The sequence below is a fragment of the Aliiglaciecola sp. 2_MG-2023 genome (assembly GCF_030548145.1).
Lineage (GTDB): Bacteria > Pseudomonadota > Gammaproteobacteria > Enterobacterales > Alteromonadaceae > Aliiglaciecola > Aliiglaciecola lipolytica_A.
In genome coordinates, this window is record NZ_JAUORY010000004.1 from 213028 (window position 1) to 227627 (window position 14600).

Consider the following 14600-nt stretch of genomic DNA (forward strand, 5'->3'; position numbering starts at 1 on the left):
ATTATTAGGGAGTGTTTGTTGGAAATTTCAAATTTTATGACAAATTTAGCTAGTTCATTTAAATATTTAAAAAGGAGTTAATCATGAACATGGCAAACAACCAACCTAACATGACAGCGTCGCATTCTAGCTTAAGGGCTAGCTCAATCACTAACAACCAAGTAAGTAAATTTATAGCTGATGACAGTGTGAAGCCTGGTGCACTCTTGTATTGCAAGAAAAATAGCGGACTTTACCTAATTAAACGTAAAAATGGGGGCACATTCAACTTACGCGTTACCATACCTGGTAGAGGGCGAACGAAGTTGAAGCTCGGGACATTTAACGCAAGTACTTTTAATCAGCATCATGCAGCAATGAAAGCTAGACAGTATGTTGAGAAGATAAAAGAAGGCCGAGATCCAATCCAAGAAGAACGAGAAGCATACTTGCAAGCTGAACTCGATCGAAAAGAGCGCTTAGCTGAGGCGATGACGGTTGGTGAGTTTTATTATAATGAATACAGCCGACATCAGAGTAAGAAACGGGAAGGTAAAGAAGTACTTCAGAGAATCAAACGAAACTTTAAATTTCTATTCAAATTAAAGTTCACAGATGTGAAAATCATTGATGTTAAAAAATGGGAGAAGGAGAGAATGTCAAATGGTATACACAGAGATACTATAAAGGCCGACTATGCATCACTCAACACGATGTTTAACTATGCAGCTTTAACAAAAATTGAGGAAGACGAGCCCACTACCTTCATAGCAAGAAACCCGCTGCATAGTTTCAAATTGCAAGAAAAAACATCAACCGAAAATGATGAAGAAAACTCTATAGAACCAGCTAAACGAAGAGCTTTGACCGAACAAGAGCTTAGCTGTTTGTATATAGGATTAGGTTTGTATACTCAAAAAAGAAAGTCAGAAAGAAGAAACAGTAGAAAACATGGGAAGGCAATGCTTCAAGACTTCGAGTCACTAACATATCCTCACTGGATTGTGCCATTTTCACTATTGATGCTTCACACAGGATTGCGTCAAGGAGACATTTATGGTCTAGTTTGGCAGTGTACAGGGAAAAATAGAGTTGACCTAAACATCCGAACCATTTTTGTAACACCTGAAAAAACGCGCGATAATATAGACCCTGCGAAAATAATATTTCCGATCTCAGATGAGCTTCTAGAGATATTGAACGATTGGTGGATAGACTCAGGCTGTCCATCAAGTGGGTACGTATTTCCAAACACCATAGGTAAGCGTAAAAACAGACAAGCACATCGCGAATTATGGAAAACCATTCTGAAACTTGGAAAATTTCCAAATAAAATTGAAATGTATAGTCTTCGACACAACTTCATTTCGGTGTTGGTCGCTCAAGGCACACCATTGCTACACATAGCAAAGTTGGTGGGACATAAGTCAACTAAAATGATTGAAGAACACTATGGACATTTATGCCCCAATGACGCTGTTGAACTTGTAAATGGTATTTCTAACAAATTTTCAAGCAATCGAGTAATGTAGTCTCGTATAATGTGGATTAGTCATTATCTAGTCTGACATTTTCAATAACAGAATGCGACTAAAGCTGACAGTCTCTTGTGTATGTGAAGCTGCCCCTCAAGGTCATCAAAGACTAAAGTCAGCAGTTAGCACAAGGAGCCAAAAACCTCAGTCGCTCTGTGTTAACACCATTAGGCGATGCATCGATTTGACAGTTTGGGATGAAGAGCTTTGACAACCAGATTAGTTAGTATTAGTTTCCGGTTGAGTAACTACCGCTATCGGTTTTTTGTTTCCTGTTATTAGAATCTGAGTCAATTTCTTAGACTCAAATTTGCGAAGTACACTCCTTAGAGTTCGTTTAAATAGTGAAATCGGGTATGTAGCGTCAAACTCATTGCTATCTTTATTCATTGTGACCGATATTCCCCTTTTATGTAAACGCTTCTACTTAGAAACCTAAGCAAGTCCACTAAACATCGATGACTATAATCTGCTATTTGGGGTAGTTAGGCAACTGCAATCGTAGATCCGCTTTTGGCACATTGGTATCGGACAAATACTCAATTATTGATTTGATTGACCGTCCGCAACTCGTCTATAAAGCCGCCTGTCAGATTGTGTCTAAATCTATAAATGAATGTGTAAGATCAAGTATAAGCTACTACATATAATGATTCACACTACTATACTGTTGATATAATTCTGACTGATATCTGTAGATGCTCGGCTATACCTAATTTAAAGCAAGTGCCATGCAATTATTCTATTTCTTTGATGATATTCGTAAGTTACCAGGAGCCAATCAAAAGCCATAACCTCAATTAAACGGGTAAGCTTAATTTTGTCAATCATTTAATGTTTTTCAATAACTTAGGGTTAAAAAGGTAGTTTATAATAGTTAATTATTATATAGTTTTAAGAGTAAATTTTCATTCAAATAGAGTTATTTCAAGCTGAATACAAAATGAAAGAGATTACAACTTCCGAATCCACCAAAATAACATTCACTGAAGCTGGTTTGTCTAAAATTACCAATGCCGTAAATTTACTTCTCGCAAAGTGGGAAGTGAGTGAAGAGCAAAAATCTATGCTGATAGGTGATATTACTTCAAGCGAAAGACAACTGAGACTATCTCTATTATTGAATATTCATGAAGAGTTACGATCGTTATTTAGCAATTCAGCTAACTACTACGGTTTTATGAATATGCTCAACCATAATGAACCGTTCAATGGGTCCCGGCCAATTGATTTAGCATGCAAAAATCTTGAAGGCCTTAAGCATACATATGCTGCCTTATCTAATATCGGCGGCCTTTAAAACTATAAAAAACGATCAAGGAAGCTGCTACTTTGGATAATTTACAGTTTGTACAACCAATTAAAAGAAGTAAGTTTGGGAGACTCAATACGACACGATATTATACTATTAGGTTTAGGATTCTTAAATCAATATTAATGACTGGTGTATAAATGAAAATATTCGCAGAAAAATTTGGCCTATACTCGACTCGTTGTTAATTTACTATTGAGATTATTGCGCGTAATTGCCCCGAGCGAGAAGCAGTTGTTGGTGGAAGATGCCGTGGTAGTCCGCTGTATAGTATTACCCCATTTCTGTGGACACTCTAAACTAGATGTATAAATACATCGAGGTGTGTGAAATGGCAAAAGGTAAATCTTATCAACGATATCCAGCGGAGTTTAAGCGTATGGCTCTGCTTAGAACATCTGAAGATGGAATGACTGATAATAAAGTATGCGAAGAGTTTGGTATCAGTGATCGTCATCCAAGGCGTTGGCGTGATGAGTTTCGATTAAGCTATAGCCATAAAGCGGACATTAACAGCCAAATGATACGGACCCATAGAACCGCATATTAAATTTTAGGCATTTTTATCATTATGTAAACAAAACTTAATAGATAGTTTACCTAAACGGACTATTCCAATTAACGAGCCTGTAACGAGCCTGTAACAGATTCTGTGGAGCCTGTAACAGATTCTGTGTAACTGCCATTTAGTTAATATGCTTTTCCAGACGTCCCTCGAACTCGATAATAAAACGACTCATCGCCAATATTGACGCTATTAATAAATAAGACTTTATCAAAACCAAACTGGCAGCACTATTCGATGAATAGGTAACTACCAGCTCAGTTCTGATAATAGATAATGACTGTGTTTATCAGAATTTAGACGAAACCATTAACATCAAACCAGATTCATCAACCTTTCTTATGACTTTGGCACTATCATCATATGTAGTAACCGAACCATCACTTAAACCATCCCTTAGCACCTTAAAATCTGTGTCAACGAAATAAGCAAGACCAATGGAAATTCCACTGGAACTATCTGTATCTCTGACAGCAAACATGACACCGATAGCAAAAGTAGTTAATGGCGAACCTTCTTGTTTAACAAGGTTTGTTGCAGCAAAAATTCCTAGCCCTGTATCACGACCTTCGACTATATTTCCGACATTCCAAAGGTAATGTGTCTCCAATACGATGGCAATATTAGTATCAAGTTCTTTATCAATAAAAACCCTATTTACTTTGCTCTCGCCCTCACCGCTTGATTCGATTCTTATGTCATCAATATAAGACTCACTGTAATGCATAACCGCTATCCCCGGAGCCCAATTGAAACCATAAAAATTATTAACATTCTCTCGTGTTTCTTGTTCCTGCTCTTCGGCTTCTTTAGCTTCCTCTAATTTTTTATCTTCTAACTCTTTTGCAATTTCTACCGCTTCTTGAGCTTCCTTAACTTCATCTGGATCAATTGTTGTTTTTTTTAATACCGCATCTAGTCTTTCTTCTTGCTTTGCCTTAACTAATTGAGTCTCTAGCAGTGAAAGATCTGGAAAGTAGTGAGCATATCGAGCATCCAACCTCCCACCATCTTCAACACATGATGTAAGCGTATCTTTTAATTCATAATTAGTATTGCCTGCATTCGCTTTAACTTTCATGCTGTCATACGTTTTGCCTAGATATTCAGCATGGCAAATATTACTTTTTTTAAAAAGTATTGCAGATTGCAAAGGGTCTTTTCTTTGTTCGTCAGTTACTTGGGCTAGTCCGAATTTTGAAACTAGTAGCGTTAATATTAGTAAAATTGTATGTTTCATGAGGTTTCCTTGTGTAATTAAAATAAACACAAAAGATAGGCTCAATTCATAGAAGAGGAAGAAAATTAAAGTTCCATCTAAATAGTCACATCATCCTTTGAAACTTAAGTCTAGGTAAAAGTATTACTCAACGCAAAAAAAACACCCCTTTACATAAAAATATTTTATAAGTTAACTTTTAAACTTAAAAGAAGTCTGGAGTTCTGAAATTTTGAATTTTTGGTGGGTTAGTCATACAAGAACATGCCAGCATGAAATTAACGGAGGTTTCTTATGGTCTCCTAAGACAAATCGCAACGGTGGTAAAAATCCAAATCACGCCTTGAGTCATTCAACAACCCTTTTTATGTAATTAAAAGTGGAGAATTTCTTTCTCTCAGCGCCTTCAAATATTTCGTCTCGTTGTAAGGCGTTCGTGTTTGCCAGCACCTAAAAACTATCCGCGCCCATTTGAACGCTAATGCCCTAACTGCTGCTTGGTGTGCCTTTCCTTTTGCTCTTTGTTTTTCATAATACAAGCCTGCCCAATATGATTGATGCACACTTTTAGCTGACCATTCAATGAAGGTTTGTCTTATAAATTTGGCGCATTGCCATCGCCAGTGGATCCATTCTTTATTACCACTTCGTTCTGTCACCGGCGATAAGCCGGCATAGTTTTGAATTTCTTGTGCAGTTAAAAACCGGCTTCTATCTTCGCCAAATGCGGCGAGCAGGCGAGGAGCTAAACACGGCCCTGTTCCTGGCAGGGAAGAAAAGATATCTGCGTCAGGCATTTGTTTGAATACCGACTCAACCTCTCGATCGAAAGCTTTGATACTCTTATTTAGAAGCTGAATTTGGTTACACAAAGAAACAACTACTAGGCTGTAAGGCTCAATAATGCTGCTGTCTTCAGTGAGTGCCATAGCGGATTCGATTGCCTGTATACGCTTGTTTGTATTGGTAACTGCATTACCACCGCGTTGACCAAAAAACTTCCGAATCGTGTTTTCTCTTGCTCGTTTTAGCTGCTTAAATGTCGGCCACTTGATCAGAAATTCACAAAATAAATCGCTTCCTCGATGCGAAAACATGGTCAGTGGTAACGGATAATATTGCTTCAGTGCATTTATCAATCTATTCACGTGACGTCTTTTATCTTCAACGAGCATGCGACGTTGTTCGACAAGTAAGTTCAGTGTTCTAGACGCTTTACTGCTGGGTTGAAGTGGTTGTATCTTTTCGGGGTACTTCAGCATGAGGTCAAGCGCAAGCTCAGCATCAGATGGGTCATCCTTAGCACCACTTGGAAACATGGCCTGCCTATATCGAGCAAGTGTAGCGGCATGGATGGGAAAAACTGTAACATAGGCATACTTTTGCAACGCATACACAATAGGTCCGCTAGACAACTCGACAGCAATGGCAATCGGTCCTTCTACCTCACTATGCAAATGAGTTAACCATTCATCAATGGCTTCTGGTGAATGCTTTATGATCTCAAACTTTCTCTAGCGGGAGTCTTTTGGTTGTATACAAACATCATGTTTTTTTGATGCCCAATCTAAACCTACATAGGCAGAGAATTTGTTTAACGAACTAGTCATCACAGCCTCCTTAATATGAAGTTTGTTATGTAGCCTTCACTCGTCGAAGATAATATGGATGGCGTTCAATGCATGCCCTGAGTATTCGTTATGAGTAAAGTGACTCGTTGCATCGAAGGTAAAGCGGTAATCATCTAATGACTCACGTACAATGTTCGTATGCAACAAGCACATAACCTAAGTTATTTTAATTCAAATAAAGTAGGTTGAATGACCATATCACGTACACAAGAGACTGTAAGGTTCAGTCGTGGGACGCAGCGCTATCTGAGTGGGCCGAAGGCAATGCTACTGTAAAAGTCATGGATATAGGATTTTCATCCTCTAAGTAAACTGGGATAGGTTGCATCACCGCCGATCTTATCTAAACTAGTATAGGGAGTTCGGACTGCGGCCGATTGATTCAGTTGAATTAAGCACAACTCTATTAGACACTCATCATAGAGCTTAACCAATCCTGATAGCCTGCTCACAGTGCCATAAAAGGACCAGTAGCAATGGGAAATGCGAAGAAACTTGACGACAATTTGACTATTGAAATACCGCCTGAATACGAGAAACACTATTCGCTTAAAGACGTCCTCTCAGGCACGTTAGATTCAGACATGCGCTTTATGGACGAGTACGCTTCGCTTAGCGCCATCGTCTATGGGGACAATCAGCAGCCGGTAAAAGGGTGGGTGCGCGCCAATTCCCGATTTGACGCCAAATATGGGCTTAAAGCTGTTGGTTTTTATAAGCTCGGAAAAAACAATAAAGTATATGCAGCACTTGTCTTTCGTGGAACTCGAGGCATACACCCGATTGATTGGCTGTTGGGTAATTGGGCGATAGTGCTATATTTCTTTAAGAATAACTACTATCAACAGGTAAAACGCAATACTAAAAAATTTATTGCAGAATTGCGGAAAGAGCTTGCGGAAGCTTACCCTGATGCAGATGAAATTATATTTGCCGCCGCTGGGCACTCACTTGGCGGAGGTCTGGCGCAGACATGTGGTTATTCGAATAACGATGTCACGAAGGTGTATGCTTTCAACTCGTCATGGATCACCTTTTACACCACGATGAAACGAAGCGATTGGCTGGAAAACTGCAAAGGGTTAAAAGTATTTCGATTTATTGAACGCGGAGAAATTTTACGCTCTTTTAGAACGCTTACTGAGCAAACCTACAAATTCGATGACACTCCCAATGTCGATCCCAAATTTATCACGATGAAAGTCAATTTCAACGCTGGATGGAATCCAATTCGTGATCACAGTATTGATGCCATTGCCGATGGCCTTAGTGCAGTTAGAGAAGCATTGACCAGAAATACTTGGTAGAAACTGGTTTGATAGCCAAGAGCGCCTAAAGACAAAGACCGGACAGTCAATGTTTACAATTTGTCGGTAATCTTGGGTCAGAATGAGCTATTGGCAATTAGATGGCGTAAATCCAGTTAACATGTCACTAGCCATTCACACCCTTTTTCCACAAAACCTGTGGCAAGGATAGTGGTTAGCTAATAGCCATTAATTTTGCCTTTTTCTGATCTTAATGTGGGTTGAAATTAAGTCATTCTCTGCTTTACTTACTAAAAAATACCCGTGTAAAGGAGCTTCCTATGTTCACACATTGCGACGTTTCTTTTAAAGAAATAGTCTTTGCTTGTTTATCTTCCTGGTTAGCATCGTTCTTAAAAAGGTAAATCAAAAATGAAAAAAATATCCGTTTACTCGAGTAAAATTAGTGTCCATTCAGAAGACGATCTTCAACACGCCATCCCTTCTGTAAAAAGAGCTGTAGAGACTGTTACAGAAGTTCCTACTGAAATATTCACAGATAATCTGAATAAGCAACTGAAGTCAGTTCAAGAAGCATTGGCCATTTCAACCAAGGAAAGCGGAGTAATAGTAGAGAAAATTAAATTGAAATTCGTAGTGGATGCAAAGGGAGGTGTTCATCTGTTTGGTGAGCTCTCTGCTGGTGTTTCAGCTTCAATTGAAGTGGAGCTCAAACCTAGATGACCCCAATAGAATATATTCAACAACTAGAATCTAATTATAGAGGGTGCATGCCAACTGGACTGCAGGCAGATGAAGATTACGTGGATACACTAGTCGAACAATGCTCGGGATTTATACCACAAGAGATTACATCATTATTGGATAGTGAAAGGTTAATTGCCAAATCGATAAGCTTTGACGGGATTATGGCTTTAACAAAGCGTATTCAAGGTGAGCCTGACTCTTACGCAGTGGTCCTTTCGAACGGCCTAAGAAGGATCGTTTATGAAGTTGCCAGAGTTTCAATAAATATGATGTACAACGGAGGACACCCAGATTTTGATGGTCTGTTCAATAGATCCGCAGATAACCTCGTTGCCCTCTTCTACTATTTACTCGATGCAGACCTTCCAATCATGTCAAGTGGGCGCGGTGGTGAAGTTCACCATAACGTTGCGTTTGATGCTGGCGTGGTAGCGCTTACGGCTGAAAAATTTTATTTACTTCATGAGTTCGGTCATGTTTGGCTTTTTGAGTCCGGAGACCACGATGTTTTGCCGTTACATGAACGGGAGTATTACTGTGATACTTTCGCTAGTAGCTTGCTTATCAACAACTCAGGCCACTTGTTTTCTGCTGAATTAGCAGATGATCAAAGGGCTACTGAGCATTTTAAAAAATTGACTTACTATGGAATCTACTTAGCCCTTGCCATTTATGACGCAGCAGGCGCGTTAGGACTGCAGCTTTCTGATAGTCATCCTTCAGGCCTTAAAAGACAAAAATTTGTCAGGCGCAACATCCGAGCAAACTATGGTAACGACTATCTTTTAAGCGTAAGGAAACTTGCTTTGGCTGGTGAAAACTTTCTGCATGAAGTGCATGAAAGGATTGAGCATAAAAAAAATCAAGGCGACCTGGAATGGGGGGTGTTTATGCAGCAAGCAGATGAGTTGATCGAATATTTGAAGAATTTGAAGAAGCACAAAAATACATAGTCAAGCTAAATATTTAAGTGTATACAATTATTTGTAGTAGTGTGATTACCTAGGGAACTTGACGGTCTAACTACCATGCGAATTTGACGCAGTCACACTAATACACTTAAAGTTATCAACTGTCTGCTTCACGCCCTGAGTCATTCAACAACCTTTTTATGTAATTAAAAGTGGAGAATTTCTTTCTCTCAGCGCCTTCAAATATTTCGTCTCGTTGTAAGGCGTTCTTGTTTGCCAGCACCTAAAAACTATCCGCGCCCATTTGAACGCTAATGCCCTAACTGCTGCTTGGTGTGCCTTTCCTTTTGCTCTTTGTCTTTCATAATACAAGCCTGCCCAATATGATTGATGCACACTTTTAGCTGACCATTCAATGAAGGTTTGTCTTATAAATTTGGCGCATTGCCATCGCCAGTGGATCCACTCTTTATTACCACTTCGTTCTGTCACCGGCGATAAGCCGGCATAGTTTTGAATTTCTTGTGCAGTTAAAAACCGGCTTCTATCCTCGCCAAATGCGGCGAGCAGGTGAGGAGCTAAACACGGCCCAGTTCCTGGCAGGGAAGAAAAGATAACTGCGTCAGGCATTTGTTTGAATACCGACTCAACCTCTCGATCGAAATCTTTGATACTCTTATTTAGAAGCTGAATTTGGTTACACAAAGAAACAACTAATAGGCTGTAAGGCTCAATAATGCTGCTGTCTTCAGTGAGTGCCATAGCGGATTCGATTGCCTGTATGCGCTTGTTTGTATTGGTAACCGCATTACCACCGCGTTGACCAAAAAACTTCCGAATCGTGTTTTCTCTTGCTCGTTTTAGCTGCTTAAATGTCGGCCACTTGATCAGAAATTCACAAAATAAATCGCTTCCTCGATGCGAAAACATGGTCAGTGGTAACGGATAATATTGCTTCAGTGCATTTATCAATCTATTCACGTGACGTCTTTTATCTTCAACGAGCATGCGACGTTGTTCGACAAGTAAGTTCAGTGTTCTAGACGCTTTACTGCTGGGTTTTAGCCTGTTTGTTGGGCAAAGCGTATTTGTTAACAATGTGCGTGGAAATGGCGCGATGAATGATTTGCATCACTTTGCTCAATTCACTTGGGTTTCTTGCTAGCAACAGCCGAAGTGGAATGGGTAAGCTCAAGACCAACTGGCGAATTGGATAACCAAGTAATACAACATCTACAAGAAGCGCGGCACTTTCTGCGATTCTTCAGGCTCCGCAGCTAGGTCCTGGCAGACCGCAACTAAAAACCACTGCGTTTACAGCTAAAAGCGACTAACTTCTCATGCTTGCAGTCGCCACATACCACGCGTAAAAATCCGTGCTCTAGTCGACCACAACGCAAGAAATCATCAAACTCACGCTCAACATATTTGGGTAAATACTTACTTTGGTCAGCTAAATTAGCGTTAAACTCTGGGTAGTAACGTTCAACCAATTGATAGAGTAGCGTTGTTTCTGGTCAATGGCGTTTATATATTTCACTTTGTTGTGTTGCCAGCACATTCGTTCATCCCTAAATGGTGTACTGACAAGTGTGGCAAAAACAGGCTCAATTTACGACTGGCTGAACGTCCGGAATTGGCTGTGAGTTCAATCGATCGATGCAACATATTGGTTAAATCTCTCTGCTGGTGTCTCATAGTCTAACGTTTTTCTTGGCCTTTCATTTAGTTGTCTCGCAACCTGACTTAATTTTTGTTGAGATTGGACATTTAAGTCTGTTCCTTTTAGGAAGTATTAGCGCAATAAACGATTGGTATTTTCATTCGAACCGCGCTGCCATGGTGACTTTGGATCGCAAAAGTACACTTGAATATCTGTCGCTAATGTAAAGGCCTTGTGATTAGACATTTCACAGCCCCTGTCCCAAGTGAGCGTTTTATATAGCTCATCAGGTAGCTTTTTAAATTGTTTGATCAATGCATCGATGACGGCTGCTGTTTTGTTGCTAGCAACTTTAACTAACATGACATATCGAGAGTGTCGCTCAACTAATGTAGCGATGTAGCTATTCCCTGAGCCTGCAATGAGATCGCCTTCCCAATGTCCGGGAACGCCTCTATCTGCTACCTCCGAAGGTCTTTCACTGATATGCACAGCATCAACTATTTTACCTAAACCTTTACCCTTCAAGGTTGCCTGCTTAGAGCGTCTAATGACCCGTTGAGATCGTAGACACTGTTGAAGCTCTTTTTTTAGCGCCCCTCTCGTTTGTACGTAGAGCGTTTTATAGATTGTTTCGTGAGACACATGCAAGTCCTTCTCAGGATAAGTACGCATCAACCACCCCGCAATTGGTTGTGGTGACCAGCGACGGTGTAACTTCATCGCAACCAATTTCGCTAATGCTTTATTCAACAGAAGTTTACAGGATTTGGGCCTTTTTGCGCGCTCCCACGCAGCTATACCTGCTTTGTTTGCTCTATATAGCTTACGCCCACCATTTCGATTAACTTCTCTGGAAACTGTTGAGGGGGAGCGATGAAGTTGTTTCGCTATTTCACGAATTGATAGGTCTGATGATAAACCTCGAGAGATGTCTTCTCTTTCCTGAACGGTTAAACATAGAGCGGATCTAACTCTACCAGGGGGTCTTATACCAAATGTTTTAGCGATTATTCCTTGAATGCTGGAATGAAATCTATCAAAGAAATTTGCAATATCGTGCAGCGAATCACCTTATTGATATCGGTCCCAAATTAATGCACGTTGTTGTGCATTATAGTAAATTCTTTTTCTCTGTTTCATGACAACGCCTCCACTTTAAATAAGTATAGCGTTGCATTCACCGATTGAACTCACAACGAATTGCAGACATTGAGGAAATTCGGCTTTTGATGGAGTTACTGCCGAAAAGAGAACATTAACGCTTAGCTTTGCATTAACAAAAAAACTAAGAAATTTTGGCCCATATGAGCGACCATAAACTTTCTCAAAGCTAAATCTCTCGATTTTTTATACCAAATAATAAGCACAAATGAAAACACAATAGTGATTTTTTCTTTTTTGGGGTATGTTACTTCAATATTCGAGCATACATATAAACACACCTGAAAAGTAACTCAAAAAAAAGAATACTGTTTATTTGTTGTTTTTATATTCTGCGATTTGAATGTACTACTAGCGTTAATTCTGTGATGGGCGCTTATTGAATACTTTACCCTTAATTGTCTTCTTGCCAAGGCAATTCCAAGCCAATCCATTCGTAAACGCTTTTATATAGTGCCAAGTTGCTTCGCCCAAGCTGCGGCATGTGTTCTGAGAGTTCTTTGTTTTTAAGATTTGCAACAAGAAAACTGCACGAAATGCAATCTTCGCTAACTGAATGAGCGCACGCGGGTGCGGGCACTAAAAAATGACGATAGAGATATCCACCACCTTTTATTTGCTTCTCATCACAAAATGATTGGAAACCGTCACCAACACGGAAAGGGTAAAGACCACATAGATAATCAATGGAAAATTTCTCTAATTCCTTGGCTACTTTTTCATTGTAAAATACCTGCAATCTGTAATCGTCATAGTCCTCCACTCTTACCAGATTATTTCTATGCGAAATGAAAAAGTACTTCATAAACTCATGGCGAGATGCTTTTTTATGCTCAGATGTTAAATCCTTCAAAAAAGCGGCGTTTAGACTATGTTCGGGCGTTATATTTTGAACAACATCGGCAATTTCAACTGAAGCGCGCTCCATTTCGTCCAAAAGTATTTTTGTAACATTATCGATATCTATTTGATAGTTTTCGTTGAAAAACAATTCTCGTGGATTAGAATCCTTTGTTGTATAGTTTAAATAGCCTTCATCGCGAAGTCTATTGTGACAACGTGTCTCGATAAATTGAATGTTCATAATGTTTGGAAATGCCACTTGGCGTATCTTACTATCAACAATAATGCCGTGATGTTTCGCGTAATTTTCGGCCCGTAAGACAGAGCATCTCCCCCGGCCTACTTTAAGTAACTTTTGCTTTCCATGCATTGCTACGAACCAATAAATATTTCTAACATCATAGCTTTGAATACTGGGGTAAATTTTTTCGGTTAGGTCGATTATTTCCATGTGATTAATATCCTACCGAATTATGGTGTTCAATCAAACGCATGTCTTTAAACGCGCAGCGCATAGCATGTTCGACAAAGTATTTTTGTCTACCTTTCAGACTTACTTTAATTGGCACCACGCATATTGAGTAAAATTTTTTACCATGCTGTTCAATAAGTAAATATCTTCTTTGCGAGCGTAGGGCATGAAGATTTAATGGGTTGAGACCAATGATTTTTAACCCTTTTGGGATTTGGCTAGAATTCAACTCGAAGTACAGGAATTTAGAGAGTCCTATACATTCTTTTATCGTGTAAAAAAAATTTAAATGTTTTTCGTGCAAAGTTTTAAGAATAGCAGTCATGGAGGATTTGTTAGTTTGAGTGTGCATTGCAATACCTTACGAGTACAAAAGAAAACGATGGCAACATAAAGTCACCAACACTTTTGAGTAAATATGTTCTTTAGCGCATTCACTCACTTCCTATAATTTCTTCAGTATTAACTATACTGTTTACATATACAGTTTCAATCATTTTTTTACCGTTAGGTATTGCTACGAGTAATTGAACGGTTTACGAAGTTATGTGATGATCCATGAGGTATTAATATCTGCCATTTACCTAAAGTGAACTCTCATGTCTAAAATCATGGGCGACTGCTTTTGGCATTAGCGAGCTTCTGAGATAAAGAAGGTTGAGTGACTATAGATGGCGCACAGCCGTTATTCCTGTTCATTGGCTTACCAAATCATTTGGCAATTGTTATTCTGTCTTCAACAACTTTAGCAATTATATCAACGGTGAGTTGAGCTTTAGAATCCATCACAATCATCCTCAACATACCTCAAATATTCAAAAAAAGAACATTACCAGACATGTAAAAAAGTGACCGACAGAATCGCTTGGTAATTAAGATACGACAAAGTCGCTTGGTGTTAACAACTTGATATGAATTAGCGTCAACTCGATCAGGCACTTTTCAGATACTAACTTGGCTAAACCTGACAGTCGTCTGAGTTTCTCTTCCGATCTTCCCCCACTTTATGATAGTAACTTCGGCTTAACACCCTTTTCAGCTCAGCCCCAGATCAATTATATTTTAAAAACATCGTTGTATTCTTCTTAAAATATGATGGTTCAAATTATCAATTTGAAAAGCGGTGGGCTGTTGCTTATTTTCGCCTAATATTCCCTCAAAAAAAAATGGTCACAGTGAGGTCACAGTTATTAAGCATTAGTATCAAATCAAGCTACATGCGGCTATTTACCTAACATTTCGTCTTTCCTATTCATTTTATATTTGCTCTATCAAAGCAAATACCGTTCTT

10 protein-coding genes and 4 pseudogenes are annotated in these 14600 nt (G+C 39.2%); 6 read left to right on the top strand and 8 right to left on the bottom strand.

Features of this window, described 5'->3' with window-relative positions; genetic code table 11:
• Positions 1-83 precede the first annotated feature (83 nt).
• From Q4567_RS06305 to Q4567_RS06315, 3 genes and pseudogenes are all read left to right on the top strand, one after another.
• Positions 84-1511 carry a tyrosine-type recombinase/integrase gene (locus tag Q4567_RS06305; protein WP_303499753.1) on the top strand — a complete coding sequence of 476 codons (1428 nt, stop codon included), beginning with the start codon at positions 84-86 and terminating at the stop codon, positions 1509-1511.
• A gap of 946 nt (positions 1512-2457) precedes the next feature.
• Entirely contained in the window at positions 2458-2814 is a 357-nt protein-coding gene (locus Q4567_RS06310) for a hypothetical protein (RefSeq protein ID WP_303499754.1), read from the top strand.
• 343 nt (positions 2815-3157) lie between these two features.
• Positions 3158-3313: pseudogene (locus Q4567_RS06315) on the top strand (transposase); the annotation flags it as partial.
• 367 nt (positions 3314-3680) lie between these two features.
• On the opposite strand, the gene Q4567_RS06320 reads toward Q4567_RS06315, so the two are convergent.
• The 3 genes and pseudogenes from Q4567_RS06320 to Q4567_RS06330 all read right to left on the bottom strand — a co-directional run bounded on the left by Q4567_RS06320 (position 3681) and on the right by Q4567_RS06330 (position 6388).
• Complete coding sequence (locus tag Q4567_RS06320; protein ID WP_303499755.1) at positions 3681-4631, bottom strand: hypothetical protein; 951 nt, start codon at positions 4629-4631, stop codon at positions 3681-3683.
• 344 nt (positions 4632-4975) lie between these two features.
• Positions 4976-6220: pseudogene (locus tag Q4567_RS06325) on the bottom strand (IS110 family transposase).
• 36 nt (positions 6221-6256) lie between these two features.
• Positions 6257-6388: a hypothetical protein gene (locus Q4567_RS06330; RefSeq protein WP_303499756.1), complete on the bottom strand. Its 132-nt coding sequence runs from the start codon at positions 6386-6388 to the stop codon at positions 6257-6259.
• A 329-nt stretch (positions 6389-6717) separates the two neighbouring features.
• Here Q4567_RS06330 and Q4567_RS06335 point away from each other — a divergent pair, with 329 nt between their 5' ends.
• From Q4567_RS06335 to Q4567_RS06345, 3 genes are all read left to right on the top strand, one after another.
• Entirely contained in the window at positions 6718-7548 is an 831-nt protein-coding gene (locus tag Q4567_RS06335) for a DUF6792 domain-containing protein (protein ID WP_303499757.1), read from the top strand.
• Positions 7549-7920: 372 nt separating this feature from the next.
• Positions 7921-8232, top strand: coding sequence for a hypothetical protein (locus Q4567_RS06340; protein ID WP_303499758.1), 312 nt, complete (start codon positions 7921-7923; stop codon positions 8230-8232).
• 47 nt (positions 8233-8279) lie between these two features.
• Positions 8280-9209, top strand: coding sequence for an ImmA/IrrE family metallo-endopeptidase (locus Q4567_RS06345; RefSeq protein ID WP_303499759.1), 930 nt, complete (start codon positions 8280-8282; stop codon positions 9207-9209).
• A 156-nt stretch (positions 9210-9365) separates the two neighbouring features.
• Here the strand turns inward: Q4567_RS06345 and Q4567_RS06350 are convergent.
• The 5 genes and pseudogenes from Q4567_RS06350 to Q4567_RS06370 all read right to left on the bottom strand — a co-directional run.
• A pseudogene (locus tag Q4567_RS06350) lies at positions 9366-10193 on the bottom strand (transposase); the annotation flags it as partial.
• A gap of 272 nt (positions 10194-10465) precedes the next feature.
• The gene (locus Q4567_RS06355) at positions 10466-10660 is read right to left on the bottom strand and encodes a transposase zinc-binding domain-containing protein (protein ID WP_303499760.1); all 195 of its coding nucleotides are present in this window, start codon (positions 10658-10660) and stop codon (positions 10466-10468) included.
• A gap of 155 nt (positions 10661-10815) precedes the next feature.
• Positions 10816-11973 (bottom strand): annotated as a pseudogene (locus Q4567_RS06360) (IS30 family transposase).
• 415 nt (positions 11974-12388) lie between these two features.
• Complete coding sequence (locus Q4567_RS06365; RefSeq protein ID WP_303499761.1) at positions 12389-13288, bottom strand: hypothetical protein; 900 nt, start codon at positions 13286-13288, stop codon at positions 12389-12391.
• A 4-nt stretch (positions 13289-13292) separates the two neighbouring features.
• Positions 13293-13661, bottom strand: a complete 369-nt coding sequence (locus Q4567_RS06370) for a hypothetical protein (protein WP_303499762.1) — start codon at positions 13659-13661, stop codon at positions 13293-13295.
• Between the last annotated feature and the right edge of the window lie 939 nt (positions 13662-14600).

Coding starts and splice junctions, on each gene's coding strand:
- Q4567_RS06345 (WP_303499759.1), top strand. CDS start 8,280: ATGCCAACTGGACTGCAGGCAGATGAAGATTACGTGGATACACTAGTC.
- Q4567_RS06310 (WP_303499754.1), top strand. CDS start 2,458: ATGAAAGAGATTACAACTTCCGAATCCACCAAAATAACATTCACTGAA.
- Q4567_RS06305 (WP_303499753.1), top strand. CDS start 84: ATGAACATGGCAAACAACCAACCTAACATGACAGCGTCGCATTCTAGC.
- Q4567_RS06370 (WP_303499762.1), bottom strand. CDS start 13,661: ATGCACACTCAAACTAACAAATCCTCCATGACTGCTATTCTTAAAACT.
- Q4567_RS06320 (WP_303499755.1), bottom strand. CDS start 4,631: ATGAAACATACAATTTTACTAATATTAACGCTACTAGTTTCAAAATTC.
- Q4567_RS06340 (WP_303499758.1), top strand. CDS start 7,921: ATGAAAAAAATATCCGTTTACTCGAGTAAAATTAGTGTCCATTCAGAA.
- Q4567_RS06365 (WP_303499761.1), bottom strand. CDS start 13,288: ATGGAAATAATCGACCTAACCGAAAAAATTTACCCCAGTATTCAAAGC.
- Q4567_RS06335 (WP_303499757.1), top strand. CDS start 6,718: ATGGGAAATGCGAAGAAACTTGACGACAATTTGACTATTGAAATACCG.